At 71.2% G+C, this 18908-nt stretch carries 19 protein-coding genes; 6 read left to right on the top strand and 13 right to left on the bottom strand.

Features of this window, described 5'->3' with window-relative positions:
- Positions 1-30: 30 nt before the first annotated feature.
- The 5 genes from AB0A74_RS27035 to AB0A74_RS27015 form a co-directional block, all read right to left on the bottom strand.
- The gene (locus AB0A74_RS27035; RefSeq protein ID WP_121231684.1) at positions 31-324 is read right to left on the bottom strand and encodes a co-chaperone GroES; all 294 of its coding nucleotides are present in this window, start codon (positions 322-324) and stop codon (positions 31-33) included.
- A 48-nt stretch (positions 325-372) separates the two neighbouring features.
- The gene (locus AB0A74_RS27030) at positions 373-2202 is read right to left on the bottom strand and encodes an NHL domain-containing thioredoxin family protein (protein ID WP_358253665.1); all 1830 of its coding nucleotides are present in this window, start codon (positions 2200-2202) and stop codon (positions 373-375) included.
- Positions 2203-2296: 94 nt separating this feature from the next.
- Complete coding sequence (locus AB0A74_RS27025) at positions 2297-2671, bottom strand: NTP pyrophosphohydrolase (protein ID WP_358253663.1); 375 nt, start codon at positions 2669-2671, stop codon at positions 2297-2299.
- Positions 2672-3114: 443 nt separating this feature from the next.
- On the bottom strand, positions 3115-3261 hold the full coding sequence (locus AB0A74_RS27020; protein WP_170199033.1) for a hypothetical protein: 147 nt from the start codon (positions 3259-3261) through the stop codon (positions 3115-3117).
- A 222-nt stretch (positions 3262-3483) separates the two neighbouring features.
- Positions 3484-4677, bottom strand: coding sequence for an ATP-binding protein (locus AB0A74_RS27015; protein ID WP_358253662.1), 1194 nt, complete (start codon positions 4675-4677; stop codon positions 3484-3486).
- A 132-nt stretch (positions 4678-4809) separates the two neighbouring features.
- On the opposite strand from AB0A74_RS27015, the gene AB0A74_RS27010 reads away from it, so the two are divergent.
- A complete protein-coding gene (locus AB0A74_RS27010; RefSeq protein WP_358253660.1) occupies positions 4810-5430 on the top strand; it encodes an SIMPL domain-containing protein in 621 nt (206 codons plus the stop codon).
- 37 nt (positions 5431-5467) lie between these two features.
- Here AB0A74_RS27010 and AB0A74_RS27005 read toward each other — a convergent pair whose 3' ends face one another.
- Entirely contained in the window at positions 5468-6745 is a 1278-nt protein-coding gene (locus AB0A74_RS27005) for an acetyl-CoA C-acetyltransferase (protein WP_358253691.1), read from the bottom strand.
- Positions 6746-6829: 84 nt separating this feature from the next.
- On the opposite strand from AB0A74_RS27005, the gene AB0A74_RS27000 reads away from it, so the two are divergent.
- Both AB0A74_RS27000 and AB0A74_RS26995 read left to right on the top strand, forming a co-directional pair.
- Positions 6830-8149, top strand: coding sequence for a 3-oxoacyl-ACP reductase (locus tag AB0A74_RS27000; RefSeq protein ID WP_358253658.1), 1320 nt, complete (start codon positions 6830-6832; stop codon positions 8147-8149).
- Positions 8149-8952 carry a MaoC/PaaZ C-terminal domain-containing protein gene (locus AB0A74_RS26995; RefSeq protein ID WP_358253656.1) on the top strand — a complete coding sequence of 268 codons (804 nt, stop codon included), beginning with the start codon at positions 8149-8151 and terminating at the stop codon, positions 8950-8952. The genes AB0A74_RS27000 and AB0A74_RS26995 overlap by 1 nt, the downstream gene beginning before the upstream one ends.
- Here the strand turns inward: AB0A74_RS26995 and AB0A74_RS26990 are convergent.
- Positions 8949-9626, bottom strand: coding sequence for a TetR/AcrR family transcriptional regulator (locus AB0A74_RS26990; RefSeq protein ID WP_343933927.1), 678 nt, complete (start codon positions 9624-9626; stop codon positions 8949-8951). The genes AB0A74_RS26995 and AB0A74_RS26990 overlap by 4 nt on opposite strands.
- 100 nt (positions 9627-9726) lie before the next feature.
- Between AB0A74_RS26990 and AB0A74_RS26985 the strand changes: the two genes are divergently transcribed.
- From AB0A74_RS26985 to AB0A74_RS26975, 3 genes are all read left to right on the top strand, one after another.
- A complete protein-coding gene (locus AB0A74_RS26985) occupies positions 9727-10368 on the top strand; it encodes an SCP2 sterol-binding domain-containing protein (RefSeq protein WP_358253654.1) in 642 nt (213 codons plus the stop codon).
- A gap of 4 nt (positions 10369-10372) precedes the next feature.
- Positions 10373-11581, top strand: a complete 1209-nt coding sequence (locus AB0A74_RS26980; protein ID WP_358253652.1) for an acyl-CoA dehydrogenase family protein — start codon at positions 10373-10375, stop codon at positions 11579-11581.
- A 61-nt stretch (positions 11582-11642) separates the two neighbouring features.
- On the top strand, positions 11643-12011 hold the full coding sequence (locus AB0A74_RS26975; protein ID WP_358253650.1) for a VOC family protein: 369 nt from the start codon (positions 11643-11645) through the stop codon (positions 12009-12011).
- On the opposite strand, the gene AB0A74_RS26970 is transcribed toward AB0A74_RS26975, so the two are convergent.
- The 6 genes from AB0A74_RS26970 to pdhA all read right to left on the bottom strand — a co-directional run bounded on the left by AB0A74_RS26970 (position 12012) and on the right by pdhA (position 18827).
- Positions 12012-12914, bottom strand: coding sequence for a MerR family transcriptional regulator (locus AB0A74_RS26970; RefSeq protein ID WP_358253648.1), 903 nt, complete (start codon positions 12912-12914; stop codon positions 12012-12014). It lies immediately after the preceding gene.
- Positions 12915-13132: 218 nt separating this feature from the next.
- The gene (locus tag AB0A74_RS26965) at positions 13133-13405 is read right to left on the bottom strand and encodes a hypothetical protein (protein ID WP_358253646.1); all 273 of its coding nucleotides are present in this window, start codon (positions 13403-13405) and stop codon (positions 13133-13135) included.
- Between the two features lie 78 nt (positions 13406-13483).
- Entirely contained in the window at positions 13484-15034 is a 1551-nt protein-coding gene (locus AB0A74_RS26960) for a hypothetical protein (RefSeq protein WP_358253644.1), read from the bottom strand.
- A gap of 166 nt (positions 15035-15200) precedes the next feature.
- Positions 15201-16598: a dihydrolipoamide acetyltransferase family protein gene (locus tag AB0A74_RS26955; RefSeq protein WP_358253642.1), complete on the bottom strand. Its 1398-nt coding sequence runs from the start codon at positions 16596-16598 to the stop codon at positions 15201-15203.
- A 13-nt stretch (positions 16599-16611) separates the two neighbouring features.
- Positions 16612-17634: an alpha-ketoacid dehydrogenase subunit beta gene (locus AB0A74_RS26950; protein WP_358253640.1), complete on the bottom strand. Its 1023-nt coding sequence runs from the start codon at positions 17632-17634 to the stop codon at positions 16612-16614.
- Positions 17634-18827, bottom strand: a complete 1194-nt coding sequence (pdhA, locus tag AB0A74_RS26945; RefSeq protein ID WP_358253638.1) for a pyruvate dehydrogenase (acetyl-transferring) E1 component subunit alpha — start codon at positions 18825-18827, stop codon at positions 17634-17636. Before pdhA ends, AB0A74_RS26950 begins: the two co-directional genes overlap by 1 nt.
- Positions 18828-18908: the final 81 nt, after the last annotated feature.

Raw genomic sequence — 18908 nt, 5'->3', positions numbered from 1 at the left:
CCGTCACACGACGATCACGGTCGGGCGGTTCTAGAGGTAAAGGCCCGTTCCGTGGTCCGACCGCTCGGTGGCGGTGGCGTGCACGTCCCGTTCGCGCATGACCAGGTAGGTCGCGCCCTGCACCTCGACCTCGAACTGGTCGTCCGGGTTGAACAGGACCCGGTCGCCGACCTTGACGTGCCGCACGTTCGTGCCGACCCCGAGCACCTCGCCCCAGGCCAGACGCTTGGCCATCTGCGCGGTCGCCGGGATCAGGATGCCGCCGCTGCTGCGGCGCTCACCGTCCTCCGGGGAGATCCGCACCATGACGCGGTCGTGCAGCATCTGGATCTCAAGCTTGACATCGGGCACCCGATGAGTCTACGTGGCGCGCTACACGCCCTCGTCCAGGCCGCCCATCATGAGCGGCAACCGGTGCGGGCCGTCCGCGCTGACCCGCACGGGGACGCCCCAGTCCTGGCGGGTGAGCTTGCACACGGGGTGCTCGACGGCGGGGTCGTCCGTGCAGCTCGCGGCCTGTGCGACGACGTGCAGGACGCCGTCGGTGAAGCCGTCCGCGATGCGCAGCGTCCGCTTGAGGTCGGTGCCGACGCCCGCGCCCTCGACCAGCAGCTCCGGCGGGGAGCTGGTGATCTCCAGGCGGGTCGACGGGCCGTAGCGGTCGTCGAGCTTCTGGCCGGTCGGCGGGGTGAAGACGACCGACAGCTCCAGCTCGCCGGGCGCGATGACCGTCGGCGGTCGCTTCACCTGGTGGGCCTCGCCGAGCACCTTCGTGCCGGGCGCGACGGGCCGCTCCAGGCGGTGGGCGGCGGAGGCGACGACGACCAGCTCACCGTCCACGAACAGCACGTCGCTGGGCTCGGCGATGTCCGTGGCGAGCGTGGACACCTCGCCGGTGGCGGGGTCGTAGCGGCGGACCGCGCCGTTGTAGGTGTCGGCGACCGCGATCGAGCCGTCGGGCAGGACGGCGACGCCCAGCGGGTGCTGGAGCAGGGCCTGGTCGGCCGCGCCGTCGCGGTGGCCGAAGTCGAACAGGCCCTTGCCGACGACGGTCGTGACCCGGCCGTCCTCCAGGTAGCGGAGGGCGGAGGTCTCGGAGTCGACGAGCCAGAGGCGGTCGCCCTGGGCGGCGAGGCCGGAGGTCTGGGCGAAGAACGCCTCCTGGAGCGGCGCGTCGCTCAGGCCCTCGACGGTGGTGCCGGCGAGGCGCTCCAGGCGGCGCTCGGCGGGCTTGAACAGGCCGAGGGTGTGGTTGCCCGCGAGCGCGATGGCGACGCCCCCGGCGGGCTCCCACCAGGCCACGTCCCACGGGCTGGTGAGGTGGATGGCGTCGGCCGGGCCGTCGGTCTCGCCGTCGCGCCACTGCTCGCCGGTGCCGGCGACGGTCGTGACCTCGCCGGTGTCGAGGTCGAGCCCGCGGAGCAGGTGGTTGACGGTGTCGGCGACGACGACGTGGTAGCCGACCAGCTCGGCCGTCGCGTCCGGCAGGAGGGCCAGGCCGGCGGGCTCGGAGAACGTGGGGGCGGTGCCGTCCCGCCGGCCGCGCTCGCCGGTGCCGATGCGGCGGACGACGGTCTCGCCGTCGGGTTCCAGCTCGACCAGGCTGTGGTGGGCGGAGTCGCTGACCAGCAGGTTCCCGTTGGGGAGGACGACCGCCTTGGCGGGGAAGCGCAGGGTCGTGTCGGCCGGGGCGGGCGGGACGTACGGGCCGTCGCCGCGGTGCAGCGTGCCCTTGGCCTCGTGCTCGGCGACGAGTTCCCGGACGACCGTGCGCAGCGCGTCGACGTGCCCCTCACCGGCGGCGACGTGCACGACGTAGCCCTCGGGATCGACCACGACGAGCGTCGGCCACGCCTTGACGGCGTAGTTCTGCCAGGTGGCCAGCTCGGGGTCGTCCAACACGGGGTGGTGCACCTCGTACCGCTCGACGGCGGCCTTCAGCGCGTCGGGGTCGGCTTCGTGGACGAACTTCGGCGAGTGGACGCCGATGGTGACCAGGACGTCGGCGAACTCGGCCTCCAGCGGGCGCAGCTCGTCCAGGACGTGGAGGCAGTTGATGCAGCAGAACGTCCAGAAGTCGAGCAGGACGACCTTGCCCCGCAGGTCGGCGAGCTTGATGTCCCGGTCACCGGTGTTGAGCCAGCCACGGCCGACCAGTTCGGGGGCGCGGACACGCGCGCGGCGGCGTTGAGCAGTCGTCACGTCCGAAGTCAACACTCCGGGACGGTCGCGCTGTTCCGGGGTCCACGATGTGGACGGGTCGCGCCGGGGTGTGCGGCCCGGCCGGCGCTTCGGATCACCGAACCGACTTCGGGCCCAGGACTTCGGCGCCCAGTTCGGTCACGCGGCGGCGGAGTTCGCGGTCGGCCGTGACGACCGCGCACGGGCGGTCGGGGGCGGTCGTTCGGACGACTTCCACGATCTTGTCGTCGCCCGAGTGCTCCGCCGCCACCACGCGGACCTCGGGGATCGATTCCACGTGGCGGGCCTTGCCCTCGACCACCAGGACGACCTCCAGCGGGCCCGGGTGGAAGGCGGGCAGGCCCCCTTCGGCGATCGCCGCCAGGGAGTCGCGCAGGCGGGTGGCCGCCCCCGCCCGGTCGCGCCACCAGCCGTCGGGGACCGAGCCCACGACGTTGGCCGCGTCGACCACCAGCAGCGGGAGCGTCATCGGGTCATGCTCTCAGGAAACCCTCAAGGAATTGTCAGACCCCGGTGGCACCATGGGTGGTGTCCATGGGGGACAAGACACATTCAGGGGGAAGCAGTGATGATCCGGCGCGCCCGCAGACAGGACGACACCTGGACCGGTTCGGCCACGTCCAAGTAGTCCGGGCACTCGGTCGGGGGACATGGGAAACCCCGCGGTGCTGCCAGGTCGGGGGTCCGACAGCATCGCGGGGTCACCAGGAACATCGAGACACGATCGTGGACTGTTACACCCTCTACCGGGTGTGACCCAGATCACGTTTCGATGTGCTCAAGATAGTCGAAGGCCCTGCCGCGCGGGAGGTGCGGCAGGGCCTTCGACGTTTCCCCCTTCGCCGATCGCGCGCGACAGCGGGGCGTGCACCCGGTGTCGATGTCGGGTGGCCGTCACGCGCGGAGGGCGGTTCAGCGGAGGGTGGTCACCTGGGCCTGGGCGATCGCCATGAGCTCGTGGCGCATGGCCGGGGTGGGCGCCTGGTCGATCGCGCGGGCAACGGCCTTCCGGTTGCGAGCCTCGACACGACGAGCGCGGAGCTTCGCAGTGAAGTTCACGGGGTTCATCCCTCTCAAAGTGCTTCTCGGTGTGTGCCTCAAGTATGCACCCTCGACCGCCTCAACGCACCCGATTGTCCGGTGAGATGGGGCACAGGCCGACGAATCTCCGGTGGCTACCTGTTCAGCACCTGCGATTCGCCTGACGGTCACCTGGTTCCACCGGACAGCCCGACGACGGCTCTCTAGCGTGACCGCTAGACGACTGGATGCGACCGGAGATCAGTCCTCACGCCCCAGCAGGAACCGCCCGAAGTGCGGCACGGTGAACGCGATCTGACCGCGTTCCGCGCTGTAGACCAGGCCTTTCTTGATGAGGCTGTCCCGCGCCGGCGACAGCGACGACGGCTTGCGCCCCAGGTGGTCGGCGACCTGCGCGGTGTTCACGCCCGCGTCCTTGCCGTCGGTCAGCTCCGCCATCGCGCGCAGGTACTCGCGCTCGGCCGGCGTCGCCCGCTCGTAGCGCGACCCGAAGAACCCCACGGCCAGCTCGGCGTCCGCCTCGGGCGCGGCGACGGCCACGTCCAGCGGGGTGATCGGGTCGGCCGGCGCGGCGTCCCACGCGGCCTTGCCGTAGGCCTGGATGAAGTACGGGTAGCCGCCGGACGCGTCGAACAGGGCGTCCAGCGCCTCGTCGAGGATGCCCGCCTGCTCCCGCTCGACCGGCGCGAGCACGGCCCGGTCGGCGTCCTCGCGCGACAGCCGGTCGATGCGCACGTACCGGAAGAGCCGCTCCGAGTACGACTTGGACGCCGACAGCACGGCCGGCAGGTGCGGCAGCCCGGCGCCGACCACCACCAGCGGCGCACCCGACTGGGACAGTTCGTGGCACGCCGCGCACAGCGCCGAGACGTCGTCCGGCCGCACGTCCTGCATCTCGTCGATGAGCAGCGCGACGCCGGTGCCCACGTCCTGCGCCAGCTCCGCGACCTCGGTGAACAGCTCCACCAGGTCGATCTCGATGTCGCCGGAGTCGGCCCGGCCCTGCGCCGCGGGCACGTCGATGCCCGGCTGCCACCGGTCGCGCAGCTTCGCGTCCTCGGGGTTGGCCTTCAGCGCGAACGCCTTGAGCACCCCCAGCACCGCCTCGACGCGGTCGGGCGCGCGGTGCCGCACGGCCAGGTCGCGGATCGCCCGGTGCAACGCGGCGGACAGCGGTCGCCGCAACCCGGCCTCCGGCCGCGCCTCGACCTTCCCCGCGCCCCACCCGCGCTTGAGCGCCATGGACCGCAGCTCGCCCAGCAACACCGTCTTGCCGACGCCCCGCAGCCCGGTGAGCACGAGACTGCGCTCCGGACGGCCGCGCGCGACCCGTTCGAGGACCACGTCGAACGCGCTCAGCTCCTTGTCCCGCCCCGCCAGCTCGGGCGGGCGCTGCCCCGCGCCGGGGGCGAACGGGTTGCGGACGGGGTCCATCCTCGGACGGTATCGAGCTGTCTACGAACGATCCAATACTCGACGCGTGTCGTGCTCTATTGCCCAATCTAGCGTTCGGGCTAGATCGACTTATCGTTGCGCATGATCCGGCATGCGGGTTGGGTGGGTGACGTGGCTGAAGTCGTGACCAAGGGCACCGGCAAGGTCGAGCGCACCGCCGACCGGGCCGAGGTGCAGGTGAACTTCGAGACCTCCGGCGCGACCCGCACGGAGGCGGTCGACCTGCTGACCCGGCGGGTGGCGTCGGTCGAGCCGCTGCTCACGCGGCCGGGCGTGGAGGTGCGGTCGCGGCAGCTCAACGTGCACGACAACTGGAACGGCCGGCGCAGGTCCGGCAGCCGGGCGTCGCAGTCGTACACGCTGCGCGTGGACGCCCTGGACCAGCTGGACGACCTGCTGGGCGCGCTGGTCGCCGCCGAACCGACGTGGCTCAACGGCCCGTCGTGGCAGCTCGCGGCGGACACCGAGGCCGTGCGCGAGGCGCAGAGGGAGGCCGTCCTCGACGCCCGCCGCCGCGCCGAGGGCTACGCCGAAGCCCTGGGCGCACGCCTGGGAACCCTGCTGCGCCTGGCCGACGGGGACAGCGAGGTGTGGGCGGCGGAGTCGATGCGCGCGATGGCGGCCTACGGCGGCGCACCGGGCGCGCCACCGCAGATGGACCAACTGAACCTGGAAGCCCAACAGATCACGGTGACCGTCCGCTGCACCGCGACCTGGTCACTGCTGGACTAGGGGCCGCCCGCCGCGCAAGCCGACGGCCCGTGCCCGCTCAGCGCTCGACGATCGCCGTCACGCCCTGGCCGCCCGCCGCGCAGATGGAGATCAGGCCGCGGCCCGAGCCCTTCTCGGCCAGGATCTTCGCCAGGGTCGCCACGATGCGCGCGCCGGTCGCCGCGAACGGGTGGCCGGCCGCCAGGGACGAGCCGTTCACGTTGAGCTTCGAGCGGTCGATCGGGCCGAGGGGGGCGTCCAGGCCCAGTTTGCCCTTGCAGAAGTCGGCGTCCTCCCACGCCTTGAGGGTGGCCAGGACCTGCGACGCGAAGGCCTCGTGGATCTCGTAGAAGTCGAAGTCCTGCAACGACAGCCCCGCGCGGGCGAGCATCCTCGGGACCGCGTAGGCCGGGGCCATCAGCAGGCCCTCGCCGCCGTGGACGTAGTCGACCGCCGCCGTCTCGGTGAACGTCAGGTACGCCAGCACCGGCAGGTTCCGGGACGCCGCCCACTCCTCGCTCGCCAGCAGCACCGCGGACGCGCCGTCGCTCAACGGGGTCGAGTTGCCGGCGGTCATGGTGGCGTCCTCGCCGCGGCCGAACACCGGCTTGAGCTTCGCCAGCTTCTCCACCGACGAGTCCGGGCGCAGGTTCTGGTCGCGGGTCAGGCCCTGGAACGGGGTCACCAGGTCGTCGAAGAAGCCCCGCTCGTACGCGGCGGCCAGGTTGTGGTGGCTCGCGGCGGCCAGGGCGTCCTGGTCCTCGCGGGCGATGCCCCACTCGCGGGCGGTGACGGCGGCGTGCTCGCCCATCGACAGGCCGGTGCGCGGTTCGCCGTTGCGGGGGATGTCCGGGACGACGTGCTTCGGGCGCAGCTTGGTGACGGCCTTGATCTTGTCGCCGGTCGACCGGGCGCGGTTGAACTCCAGCAACACCGAGCGCAGGTCCTCGTTCACGCCGATGGGCGCGTCGCTGGTGGTGTCCACACCGCCCGCGATGCCGACCTCGATCTGGCCCAGTGCGATCTTGTTCGCCACCGCGATCACGGCCTGCAACCCCGTGCCGCACGCCTGCTGCACGTCGTAGGCCGGGGTCTCGGCGGACAGGGCGCTGCCCAGCACGCACTCCCGCACCAGGTTGAAGTCGCGGCTGTGCTTGAGCACCGCGCCCGCGACCACCTCGCCGAGCCGCTCGCCCTGCAGCGCGAACCGGCTGACCAGGCCGTCCAGGGCCGCGGTGAACATGTCCTGGTTCGACGCCGTGGCGTAGGGGCCGTTGGAACGCGCGAAGGGGATTCGGTTGCCGCCCAGGATGGCAACCCTGCGGATGTCGGCCATGTCGTCCTCCCGGTACGGGTGTGTGTTGTCCATATTACCTACTCGTCAGTAGACTTACTACTGAGTAGGGAGTGTGATGTGCGCATGGATCGCTACCAGTCGTTCGCCAAGTCCGGCTTCGGGCGTCTCGTCGTCGGCAAGCTCGGCCTGCCCAACCCGTACCCCCTGCGCCGGCACACGCCCGGGAAGCCCGCGCTGGACGGCCCCGTGCTGCTCGGCGGCAGCGGGCGACTGGTCGAACCGGTCGCCGCGGTGTGCAAGTCCATCGGCCTCGACGTGACCTCCGAGGCGAAGGAGAGCGAGCGGTACGGCGCGCTCGTCTTCGACGCCACCGGCATCGGCGGCATCGAGGAGTTGCGCGAGCTGTACGAGTTCTTCCACCCGGTGATCCGGTCCCTCGGACCGTGCGGCCGGGTCGTCGTCCTCGGCACACCACCCGCCGAAGCGGCCTCGCGCATCGCGCAACGCGCCCTCGAAGGGTTCACCCGCAGCGTCGGCAAGGAGCTCAAGCGCGGCGGGACGGCCCAGCTCGTGTACGTCGCCGAGGGCGCGGAGGGCAACATCGAGTCCACGCTGCGGTTCCTCCTGTCCGGCCGCTCGGCGTACGTGTCCGGCCAGGTGGTGCGCATCGGCGCCGGCCCGCTGGAGGTCCCCGACGACTGGGAGCAGCCGCTCGCGGGCAAGGTCGCGCTGGTCACCGGGGCGTCCCGGGGCATCGGCGCGGCGATCGCGGAGGTCCTCGGGCGCGACGGCGCGCACGTCGTGTGCCTGGACGTGCCGGGCCAGGGCGACGAGCTGTCCGCCGTCGCCAACAAGGTCGGCGGGTCCACCATCCAGCTGGACATCACCTCGGCGGATGCCCCGAAGCGGATCGTCGAACACGTCACCCAGCGGCACGGCGGCGTGGACGTCGTCGTGCACAACGCGGGCATCACGCGCGACCGCACGCTCGGCCGCATGGACGCCGGTCGCTGGAACGCCGTCATCGAGGTCAACCTGGCCAGCCAGGAACGCGTCAACCAGGCCCTGTTCGACTCCGGCGCGCTGCGCCCCAACGGCCGGATCATCGGCGTCTCGTCCATCGCCGGCGTCGCGGGCAACGTCGGCCAGACCAACTACGCCACCACCAAGGCGGGCGTGATCGGCATGGTCGACGCGCTGTCGGAGACCGTCGCGGGCACCGGGGCCACGGTCAACGCCGTCGCGCCCGGGTTCATCGAGACCAAGATGACCGCCGCGGTGCCGCTGATGATCCGCGAGGCGGGCCGGCGGATGAACAGCCTGTCCCAGGGCGGCCTGCCGGTGGACGTGGCCGAGACGATCGCGTGGTTCGCGCACCCCGCGTCCTCCGGCGTGAACGGCAACGTCGTGCGGGTGTGCGGGCAGAGCCTGCTGGGGGCGTGATGGGGAACCTGACCTGGCTGTACGCCAAGGCCGCGCTGACCGGGTTCACCCGCAGCGGCTCGACGCTGCCCGACGCCGTGCGCGAGCTGCGCGTGGACGTCGATCGCGAGCACCTGGCTGCGTACAACCGCGTGTGCGGGTTCGGGGTGCGCGACGAGCTGCCGGTGACCTACCCGCACGTGCTCGCGTTCCCGTCGCAGATCGAGCTGATGACCGGGCCCGGGTTCCCGTTCCCGCTGCCCGGCCTGGTGCACGTGGCGAACCGGATCACGCAGCTGCGGCCGTTGCGGGCGGACGAGCCGTTGGACCTGGAGGTGCACCTGGAGAACCTGCGCCCGCACGAGCGTGGACGCCAGTTCGACGTGGTGTCGTCGGTGTCGGTTGACGGTGAGCAGGTGTGGGTCGACGTATCGACATATCTCCGGCTCGGCGGCGGGTCCGGGGACGGCGGCGCGCGGGAGCGGGAGGAGCCGCCGAGGCCCACCGGCGTGTGGCGGGTCGGCGGGGACGTCGGGCGGCGGTACGCGGAGGTGTCCGGCGACCGCAACCCGATCCACCTGCACGCCCTGACCGCGCGCGCGTTCGGGTTCCCGCGGGCGATCGCGCACGGGATGTGGTCCAAGGCCCGGTGCGTGGCGGCGTTCGAGGGCAGGCTGCCGGACGCGGTCACCGTCGACGTCCGGTTCAAGGCCCCGATCCTGCTGCCCGGGAAGGTGGACTTCTCCGCCGCGCCGACCGCCGACGGGTGGCGGTTCGCGCTGTGGTCGAAGAAGCCGCACCTGGAGGGCGTGATCAGCGGCTAGTCGTCCTCTGGCACCCGTCGCGACGGCGGGTGCCAGATGTTGCCCTCGACCAGGTCGCCGAAGCCCATCCAGACCAGGTTCATCAGCCGGGCGGCGACGACGCCCGCGGGTTCCTCGGGGTTGTCCAGCCACCAGTCGGCCAGCGACTCGCCCGCGCCGACCAGCGCGGCGGCGAGCGCCTCGGCCTCCTTGTCGCCCGCGCGCGGCACGTTGGGGAAGTCCGCGGAGTGCACGAGCAGCGCGGCCACGAGGCTGATCGCCCGGCCGCGCATGTCGGCCAGCTCCTGCGCGAACGGTCCGCCCTGGGAGGAGGCCTGGCGGTGCAGGACCTGCCAGCTCGACCGGTTCTCGCCGACGAACCCGAAGAACGCGCGCAGGCCGCTCCACAGCTGGACGTCCGGCGGCTGGTCGGCCTCGACGCCGTTGGCGATGGCCTCCATCATCCGCGTGGACTCGCGGCGGATGCAGGTCGCGAACAGCTCCTCCTTGGAGCCCAGGTACGCGTAGAGCATGGGTTTGGAGATGCCCGCGACCTCGGAGATCTCGTCCATCGACGCGGCGTGGAAACCCAGCCGCGAGAAGACGTCCACCGCGGCGTCCATGATCTGCCGCTCGCGCACCGCGCGCGGCAGTCGCTTGGCTCGTCCGGTGCTGACCGGCTGCTCTGCGTGCATCGCACCCCCTGAAGGCTGGCGCAAGATTACTCCGCGCCCCTTGCCGCCTTACCTACTCATCAGTAGTCTTACCGCTCAGTAGGTACGCGGAGGTGCCACCATGACCAACCTCACCACCGAGGCCATCGCGAAGCTGAGCCCGAAGGCCCTGATCAAGGCCCTGCGGGAGGTGGACCCGGCCGACCCCGCGCTGCGCGACCTGGACATCGACGTCATCGCGCGCGGCATCGACCCGAAGAAGCTCGGCCAGGACGAGTTCGCCGACCTGCTCGGCACCCTCGGCGACCTCGCCGACGCGGGCGCCGACCTCGACCTGGCGAAGATGGACCCGCAGAACTTCGCCCGGATCGTGTCCCGCGCGTCCAAGGAGCAGATCGAGGCCGTCACCGCGCGGCCGGGCCTGCGCGAACGCGTGCTGGACGAGGTCTTCCGCCGCATGGAGGCCCACTTCCGCGCCGACCGCGCGGGCGCCGCGCGGGCCGTCGTGCACTTCCGGCTGACCGGCGGCGCCGGCGCGGAGGACGTCTACGAGGTGGTCATCGAGGACGCCGGCTGCACCATCGACAAGAGCGCCACGCGGGAGTCCCGCGCGACGGTCACCCTGGGCCCGGTGGAGTTCCTCAAGCTGGCCACCGGCAACGCGTCCGCACCCGTGCTGTTCATGACCGGCAAGCTGAAGGTCAAGGGCGACCTCGGTTTCGCGGCCGGTTTCATGGGCCTCTTCGACATCCCCAAGGCGTGAGCGCGTGTTCTCCCTGGAGCTGAACGAGGACCAGCGCGACCTGCGCGACTGGGTGCACGGCTTCGCCGCCGACGTGATCCGGCCCGCCGCGTCCGAGTGGGACGAGCGGGAGGAGACGCCGTGGCCGGTGATCCAGGAGGCCGCGAAGATCGGCCTGTACGGGTTCGAGGCGCTGGCGACGTGGTTCGCCGACCCGGTCGGGCTGTCGCTGCCGATCGCGGTGGAGGAGCTGTTCTGGGGTGACGCGGGGATCGCGCTGGCCCTGATGGGCACCGGCCTCGCGGCGGCGGGGATCTTCGCGTCCGGCGAGCCCGAGCAGTTGGCCGAGTGGGTGCCCGAGTGCTTCGGGACGCCGGACGAGCCGAAGCTGGCGGCGTTCTGCGCGTCCGAGCCGCAGGCGGGGTCGGACGTCGCCGGGTACCGGACGCGGGCGGTGTACTCGCCGGCGACCGACGAGTGGGTCCTCAACGGGCAGAAGGCGTGGGCGACCAACGGCGGGATCGCCAACGTGCACGTGGTGACGGCGGTCGTGGACCCGGCCTTGGGTTCGCGCGGCCAGGCGGCGTTCGTGGTGCCGCCGGGGACGCCGGGGTTGTCGTCGCCGGGCAAGATCAAGAAGCACGGGATGCGGGCGTCGCACACGGCGGACGTGTTCCTGGACGACGTGCGCGTGCCGGGCCGGTGCCTGCTGGGCGGTCGCGAGCGCCTGGAGAGGCGCCTGGCGCGGGCCCGGGAGGGCGTGTCGGCCGGCGGGCAGGCGGCGATGGCGACCTTCGAGACGACCCGGCCGACCGTCGGCGCGATGGCCGTGGGCGTGGCGAGGGCGGCCTACGAGTACGCGCTGGCGTACGCGAAGGACCGCGAGGCGTTCGGGCGGAAGATCATCGAGAACCAGTCCATCGCGTTCGACCTGGCGAACATGAGGATGGAGATCGACGCGGCCCGCCTGCTCGTGTGGCGGGCGGCGTGGATGGGCCGCAACAACGTCCCGTTCACGGCGGGCGAGGGGTCGATGTCCAAGTTGAAGGCCGGCGAGGTGTCGGTGTGGGCGACGGAACGGGCCATCCACATCCTCGGTGGGGCGGGGTACACGCGGGAACACCCGGTGGAGCGGATGCACCGGGACGCGAAGATCTTCACCATCTTCGAGGGGACTTCCGAGATCCAGCGGCTGGTGGTGTCGCGGGCGATCTCGGGCATGCAGATCCGCTGAACGTCCGGACGGAGCGGGGTCTTTCCGGGCGCGGACGATCTCGCCCCTTTAGCCTGCTCGGGTGATCGGGAAGCTGCAGTGCGTGGTGGTGGACTGTCCGGAGCCGCGGGGGTTGGCGGAGTTCTACCGGGGGTTGCTCGGGGGTGAGGTGGACAAGCCGGGGCAGCCTTGGGAGCTGAACGACGACTGGTCCACCCTGCACCATCCCGGTGGGGTGCTGTGCTTCCAACGGGCGCGGGACCACGTCGCGCCGGAGTGGCCCGATCCCGCCAAGCCGCAGCAGTTCCACCTCGACATCGCCGTGGCGGACCTCGACGCGGGGGCGGCCGAGGTCCTTCGGCTGGGTGGGGTCCTGTTGGACGACTCCGAGGCCTACTGGCGGGTGTTCGCCGATCCCGCCGGGCACCCGTTCTGCCTGGTGTGGGAGTGATCAGCCGCTCGCCTCGGACAGCCACCGGCGTTGCGCGGTGGTGTCCGGGACCGGCGGCCAACCGTTGATCCTGGCGAGCAGGGCCCAGTAGCGCTCCGCCCTCGGGTCGCCGAACTCCTCCAGCCAGCGGGACAGCTCGCCGCCCACCGGGAGGCCGGCGGCCCGGGACCAGCGGGCCGTCACGTCCTCGGCGATGCGGCGGCCCTCTTCGGAGGTCGGCTCGACGCCGGCCGCCAGGGCCTCCCCGGCCTTGCTCATGGCGTACTGGAAGGTCTCCATCTGCTCGGCGCTCGGGCCGGAAAGGTCGGCGCCTCCCGCGCGCATCTCCTCGTGGCGCTCCGACATCCGGCGGATGGACGCCCGGAAGTCCTTGTCGCGCACCAGGTTCGCCAGTTCGATCCACGCCTCCAACTGCTCCGGCGTCGGGTCGTCGGGCAGCTCCACGCGCACCGACCGCATCCGGTCCCGGAAGCCCGGGTCCAGGTCCAGGCCACCGAAGACCTCGTCGAAGAAGTCGTCCAGGATCGCCTGGCGCTCCTCCTCCGACAGCCGCGCCAACTCGTGCACCGTCTCCACCTCCCCGGTCCGGGCCACGACCCGCAGCACGGCCCGGCGCAGCCGGAGCGTGCGCAACTGCGCGTCGATGGCCTCCGCGTGCGTCCGGGCCACCTCGGCCACGGACACCTCGCTCGCCAGCACCCGGTGCGCGGTGGGCAGGTCGACGCCCAGGTCGCGCAACGTGCGGACGAGCTTGAGCCGCGCCAACCCGTCGACGTCGTAGGTGCGGAAGCCGCCCGAGGTCCGCCCCGCCACCGGGACGAGGCCCGCGTCGGAGTAGAACCGGACCGTCCGGGTGGACAGGCCGGTCAGCCGCGCCAGATCGCCGATCGAGTAGTGCGTCACGCCGACCACCCTGGACTCTCCAGTTGCTGGAACTTCAACCGAATAACGCGATGATCCGGCACGGTCACGCCCGGTGCCCGTGTACGTCGCCATGCAAGGCCCAGCCGCGGTGGCGTTCGCGGTCACGGTGCTCGTGGTGGTCGTCCTGCGCGTCGCCCGGCGCGGGGTGGCGCTGGCGGTCGCGTACCGGCGGCAACAGGTGCCCGAGGCCGCGCACGTCAGGGATTTCGCCAGTCCTCGCGCTGCACGGCCATCATGATCATGCGGTCGAGGATCGGCTTCCAGTCGTCGGGGATCAGATCCGGGATGCGCCCGGTTGAGGCGATGTCCGGCGCGACCAGGACGGGCGCGTCCGCGACGCCGCAGTAGGCGTTGCGCGCCCGGTTGTCGTCCCCGTCGAGCACGGCCTCCGCCTGCTGCTTGAACTCACCCACGTCCGAGGCGGCGAGCAGGCTCTCCACCTCTTCCGTCGTGGGTTCCGGGAAGTCCACTCCTGGCCCTCCCGTCTCGCCTCCGACTGCGCTCCACGGAAGCATCCCGCCCACCTCCTTCCTCGTGCAAGCGTTTCGTCAACGCATGTACTGGTCGATGACACCGGCTTGGAGCCGTTGGTAGGAGCGGTGGAACTTGATCCTCCGCTCGATCAGGCACAGCGCCATCGCGGTCAGCGACAACGCGGTGACCAACAGACCTGGCTGCGAGAAGATCGCCATGACGAGAACGGGACAGGGCTCCAGGGTGGCGCCGGCGGCGACCGAGCACGTACCGCGTTGGATCATGATGGACAAAAGCGAGTAGAAGGCCGCGATTCCCACGAGGATCAGGCCCAGCCGACTGATCAGCGGGACCCTCCCCCGCACGTCCTCCCGGAACACCCTGGAGAACCAGATCGAAGCCAAACCGGGCAGGGCGATGAAGAACGCGGCGACGTCGATACCCTTGGTCTCGTTCGCGATCATCCACGGCCAGAGCGCGTGAAACAGCCACATGAAACCCATGGCCAGTAGCACCAACCACATGACCAATGCCGTGGTGCCAGGCGGGCGTTCTTGCACACGACCGTAGGCGTAGAGCTGGTCACCCACTATTGGCTTCAGATCGGTCGCATAGAGGTGCGCCACGGGGCCGCCGGCCTCATTCGCACCACTTACCGTCGCGCCGACCGCCTGGCAGTGGTTCTTGAAGAACCACTGCTGATCTTCGGTTGACCGGCTCAACGTGCGCTCGAAGATGAACCGCTGCTCGGCGAAGTACGTCGCGGGCGGAGCGGCGAGCGTGAAGTGGTAGCTGCGGCAGAGCGAATGCGCGCCGACCGGCACGCGGAGGCGGAACGGCTCCTGCCCGGAGAACCGGCGGACGCAGTCGACCGCTCTGCCCCACCGGCCCTGCACCCCCGCGTGCGCCGGTTTCGGTTTCGGCCGGTACTCGGCGGCGAAGCGGGTCCGGTACGACAGCGTCAACCGGGTCGCCTGCCCTGGCCGCCGCGCGAGACGGAGCCACAGCACGTGCCGCTTGGCGACGAGCTTCCCGAGCAGTTCGAGCCGGTCGGTGATCGTCTGGCTGAGCGAGAGCCCCGAGAGCGCGAGCAACTCCACCATCCGGTCGAGCGTCGCGCCCGCTGTGTCCGGCGGTCCCGATGCCACACTGAAGAAGGCGGACTTCGCGTACTGGACCAGGTGCTCCGCACAGCCGATCGGCGGCCTCGGCGCGAGTTCGACCGCGCTCCACAGGCTGCTCAACACCAAGCGAACGCGTTCGGTTCCCTCGTCGCGCCCGCACATGAACAGCCGTTCGCCCGTGGAATCCTCGACGCTGAGGCTGTTCAGCAATCGCCCCCGCCGGATGATGAACACCGGCACCACCAGCACGGGGTCCAACTCCTCGAATCGCGCCGCGACCGCCTCGTCGAGGTGCGGGAGCGCCTCCTTCAAGGTCGGTAGTTGCCAATCGATGGTGACTTTTCGGCGGCACTCGCCGTGGTCCACTTCGACGTGCTCGATGACCCGCGCGTAAGGGCGTTCGTTCTCGTTGAGCAAGTTCAGCGCCAGGTGCGTGGTGTAGCTCTTCGCGACACCTTCAACGGCGGCAGCGTCGATGCTCGGCGGTGGGGCGTCAGCCATGTGAATCACCACGCATAGGACGTATTGACCCAAGATCCAGGTACGCGTGTATCGAGACAGCCAAAGGGGCGTTACCCGTAGCGCAAATCAGCGGATTGTCCACGTCCGAACAGACCAACGGCCGCAGGGTTCGCGTCTGCGAGCCCTGCGGCCGTCGTCGTTTCCGTCAGTACGTCAGGGCCACGCCCGGGTCGGACAGGAGGCGGCCCACGTCGGCCAGGAACTGGGAGCCCTGTTGGCCGTCGACCACGCGGTGGTCGAAGCTGAGGGCCAGTTGGCAGACCTTGCGGGGCACCACCTGGCCGTCCACCACCCACGGCATGTCGCGGATCGCGCCGAACGCGAGGATCGCGGACTCGCCCGGGTTGATGATGGGCGTGCCGGTGTCGACGCCGAAGACGCCGACGTTGGTGATGGTGATGGTGCCGCCGAGCATGTCGGCGGGCGCGGTCTTGCCGTCGCGGGCCGTGGTGGCCAGTTCGTCCAGCGCCACCGCCAGTTCGCGCAGCGACATCCGGTCGGCGTCGCGGACCTTCGGCACCACCAGGCCGCGCGGGGTGGCGGCGGCGATGCCCAGGTGCACGTAGTCCTTGTAGACGATCTCGTTCGCCGCCGCGTCCCACGTCGCGTTGACGTCGGGGGTGCGGCGGGTCGCCAGGACCACGGCCTTCGCGCAGAACGCGAGCGGGGTGAGCTTCACGCCGCGGAACTCCGGCGTGTCCTTCAGCCGCGCGCGCAGCTCCATCATCGGCGTCACGTCGATGGTGAGGAACTCCGTGACGTGCGGTGCGGTGAACGCGCTGTCCACCATCGCCTGCGCGGTCGCCTTGCGGACGCCCTTGATGGGGACGCGACGCTCACGTGCGCCGGACTCCACGGGGGCGGCGGCCGGGGTGGCCACCGGCGCGGCGACGGCCTGCTCCACGTCCTCGCGGGTGATGACCCCGTTCGGACCGGTGCCGGTCAGCGCGTACAGGTCCACGCCCAGGTCCTTGGCCAGCTTGCGGACCGGGGGCTTGGCGAGGGGGACGTACCCGCCGGGCGAACGCGTCCCGGTGAGCGCCGCCGGCGTCTCGGGTACGACCGGAGCGGGCACAGCGGGCGCGGGCGGAGCCGCGGGGGCGACCGGAGCGGCGGTGGCCACGCCGGAGACCGGAGCCGCCGGAGCCGCCGGAGGCGTGCCCACGCGGGCGCGGCGCTTGGCCGGGCCCGACTTCGGGCCGTAGCCGACCAGGTTGGCCACCCGGCCCTCGGTCGCGTCCGGGGCCGTGCCGTTGGTGGCCGGGGCGGGCGCCGGCGTCGGGGCCGCCGCGCCGGACGGGTCGACGTCGATGGTGATGATCGGCGCGCCGACCTCCACCGTCTGCCCCACCTCGGCGAGCAGCTCGGTCACCACGCCGTCCCACGGGCACGGCAGCTCGACCGCCGCCTTGGCGGTCTCGATCTCCACGATGATGTCGTTGACCTTGACCGTGTCACCGGGCCGCACGTGCCAGGTGAGGATTTCAGCCTCGGTCAGCCCCTCCGCCGTGTCCGGCAGGGGGAATCGCTTGAACTGCGGCATCCCAAGTGTCCCCTTACCAGGCCAGTGAGCGGTCGACGGCGTGCAGCACCCGGTCGAGGTCGGGGAGGAACTCCTCCTCCAGCTTCGACGGCGGGTACGGCGTGTCGAACCCGGTCACCCGCAGCACCGGCGCCTGCAGGGAGTAGAAGCACTCCTGCTGCACCTTGGCCGCGATCTCGCTGGTGATGGACGACTCGCTGGGCGCCTCGGACACCACGACGAGCCGGCCGGTGCGCCGCACCGAGTCGTAGACCGGGGCGAGGTCCAGCGGGGACAGCGTGCGCAGGTCGACGACCTCCAGCGACCGGCCCTCCTCCTCGGCCGCCGCGGCGGCGTCGAGGGCGGTGCGGACCATCGGCCCGTACGCGACCAGGGTGGCGTCGGTGCCGGTGCGCAGCACGCGCGAGGCGAACAGCGGCGAGGGGGCGGCGGTCGTGTCGACCTCGCCCTTCTCGTAGTACCGGCGCTTGGGTTCGAAGAACAGCACCGGGTCGTCGCACCGGATGGCCTGCTGGATCATCCAGTAGGCGTCGGCCGCGTTGGAGCACGACACGACCTTGAGGCCCGCCGTGTGCGCGAAGTAGGACTCGGGGGACTCGGAGTGGTGCTCGACCGCGCCGATGCCGCCGCCGAAGGGCACCCGGATCACCATGGGCAGCTTGAGCCGGCCCTGGGTGCGGTAGTGCAGCTTGGCGACCTGCGACACGATCTGGTCGAAGCCGGGGAAGATGAAGCCCTCGAACTGGATCTCGCACACCGGGCGGTAGCCGCGGATGGCGAGGCCGACGGCGGTGCCGATGATGCCGGACTCCGCGAGCGGGGTGTCGAGCACGCGCTGCTCGCCGAAGTCCTTCTGCAGGCCGTCGGTGATGCGGAAGACGCCGCCGAGCTTGCCGACGTCCTCACCCATCACGATGACCTTGGGGTCGGCTTCCATCGCCGCGCGCAGGCCGTTGTTGATGCCCTTGGCGATGGTCATGGTCTGCACCGCGGCGGGCGCTGCGGAGGTGGGACGGTCCATCGTCGGAGCAGCCATCAGTGCTCACCTCCCGCGAACCCGGCGTGGTAGGCCAGGAACTCGTCGCGCTGCGCCTCCAGGACGGGGTTGCCCTCGGCGTAGACCTGGCTGAAGATCCGCTCGGTGGACGGGTCGGGCAGGGTCACGCAGTGCTCGCGCAACTCGATCGCCAGCTGCTCCGCGTCCGCCTCGACCGAGTCGAAGAACTCCTGGTCGGCCCACTGCTGCTTGACCAGGTGGACCTTGACCCGCTCGATGGGGTCCTTGAGCTTCCACAGCTCCAGCTCGTCGGAGAGCCGGTAGCGGGAGGGGTCGTCGGACGTGGTGTGCGCGTCCATCCGGTAGGTGAACGCCTCGATCAGGATCGGGCCGTTGCCCTGCCGGCACTCCTCCAGCGCCCAGCGGGCGACCGCGAGGGTGGCGAGCACGTCGTTGCCGTCGACCCGGATGCCGGGGAAGCCGTAGCCGCGCGCCCGCTGGTAGAGCGGCAGGCGGGACTGGCGCTCGGTGGGCTCGGAGATGGCCCACTGGTTGTTCTGGCAGAAGAAGACGAGGGGCGCGTCGTACACGGCCGCCCAGACGAAGCCCTCGTGCACGTCGCCCTGGCTGGTCGCCCCGTCGCCGAAGAAGACCATGGTGGCTTCGCTGTCGGCGTCGCCCACCTTGCCGTCGAACTTCTGGCCCATCGCGTAGCCGGCGGCGTTGAGCACCTGGTTGCCGATGACGATGGTGTAGGGGTGGAACCGGTGCTCGACCGGGTCCCACGAGCCGTTGTCGGTGCCCCGGAACATGCTCAGGATCTGGCCCGGCTTGATGCCGCGGCACCAGGCCACGCCGTGCTCGCGGTAGCTGGGGAACGCCATGTCCATGGGACGCAACGCCCGGCCGGCGCCGATCTGCGCGGCCTCCTGGCCCAGCAGCGGCACCCACAGGCCCAGCTCGCCCTTGCGCTGCAACGCGTTGGCCTCGCGGTCGGCGCGGCGCACCAGGACCATGTCGCGGTACAGCCCGCGCAGCTCCTCGGCCGTGATGTCGATGTCGAAGTCCGGGTGCTGGACGCGCTCGCCCTCGGGGGTGAGCAACTGCACCAGGTCGGCGCCGCCCTCGTCTGTCGCTCGCAAGCCTGCGATCACCTGTTCCGCGGTCGGTTTGGCGGCGGTCGCCGGTGGGCTGCCCGGCCCCGGGTGCGTCCATTTCTCAGGGGACGACATTGCGCCTTACTCCTCGTCTACGAGGCCGCCAAGTCGCTTGTGACGACCTTGCGCGGCGGCACCGCCAGTCGCCGCCACCCT

Source organism: Saccharothrix sp. NPDC042600 (assembly GCF_040647305.1).
Taxonomy (GTDB): Bacteria; Actinomycetota; Actinomycetes; order Mycobacteriales; family Pseudonocardiaceae; genus Actinosynnema; species Actinosynnema mutabilis.
This window is presented reverse-complemented; position numbering and strand designations above follow the sequence as displayed.

Bases quoted from the DNA above. Each gene is read 5' to 3' on its own strand.
- AB0A74_RS27035 (WP_121231684.1), bottom strand. From the start codon at position 324: ATGCTGCACGACCGCGTCATGGTGCGGATCTCCCCGGAGGACGGTGAG.
- AB0A74_RS27025 (WP_358253663.1), bottom strand. From the start codon at position 2,671: ATGACGCTCCCGCTGCTGGTGGTCGACGCGGCCAACGTCGTGGGCTCG.
- AB0A74_RS27015 (WP_358253662.1), bottom strand. From the start codon at position 4,677: ATGGACCCCGTCCGCAACCCGTTCGCCCCCGGCGCGGGGCAGCGCCCG.
- AB0A74_RS27005 (WP_358253691.1), bottom strand. From the start codon at position 6,745: ATGGCCGACATCCGCAGGGTTGCCATCCTGGGCGGCAACCGAATCCCC.
- AB0A74_RS27000 (WP_358253658.1), top strand. From the start codon at position 6,830: ATGGATCGCTACCAGTCGTTCGCCAAGTCCGGCTTCGGGCGTCTCGTC.
- AB0A74_RS26995 (WP_358253656.1), top strand. From the start codon at position 8,149: ATGGGGAACCTGACCTGGCTGTACGCCAAGGCCGCGCTGACCGGGTTC.
- AB0A74_RS26990 (WP_343933927.1), bottom strand. From the start codon at position 9,626: ATGCACGCAGAGCAGCCGGTCAGCACCGGACGAGCCAAGCGACTGCCG.
- AB0A74_RS26985 (WP_358253654.1), top strand. From the start codon at position 9,727: ATGACCAACCTCACCACCGAGGCCATCGCGAAGCTGAGCCCGAAGGCC.
- AB0A74_RS26960 (WP_358253644.1), bottom strand. From the start codon at position 15,034: ATGGCTGACGCCCCACCGCCGAGCATCGACGCTGCCGCCGTTGAAGGT.
- AB0A74_RS26955 (WP_358253642.1), bottom strand. From the start codon at position 16,598: ATGCCGCAGTTCAAGCGATTCCCCCTGCCGGACACGGCGGAGGGGCTG.
- AB0A74_RS26950 (WP_358253640.1), bottom strand. From the start codon at position 17,634: ATGGCTGCTCCGACGATGGACCGTCCCACCTCCGCAGCGCCCGCCGCG.
- pdhA (WP_358253638.1), bottom strand. From the start codon at position 18,827: ATGTCGTCCCCTGAGAAATGGACGCACCCGGGGCCGGGCAGCCCACCG.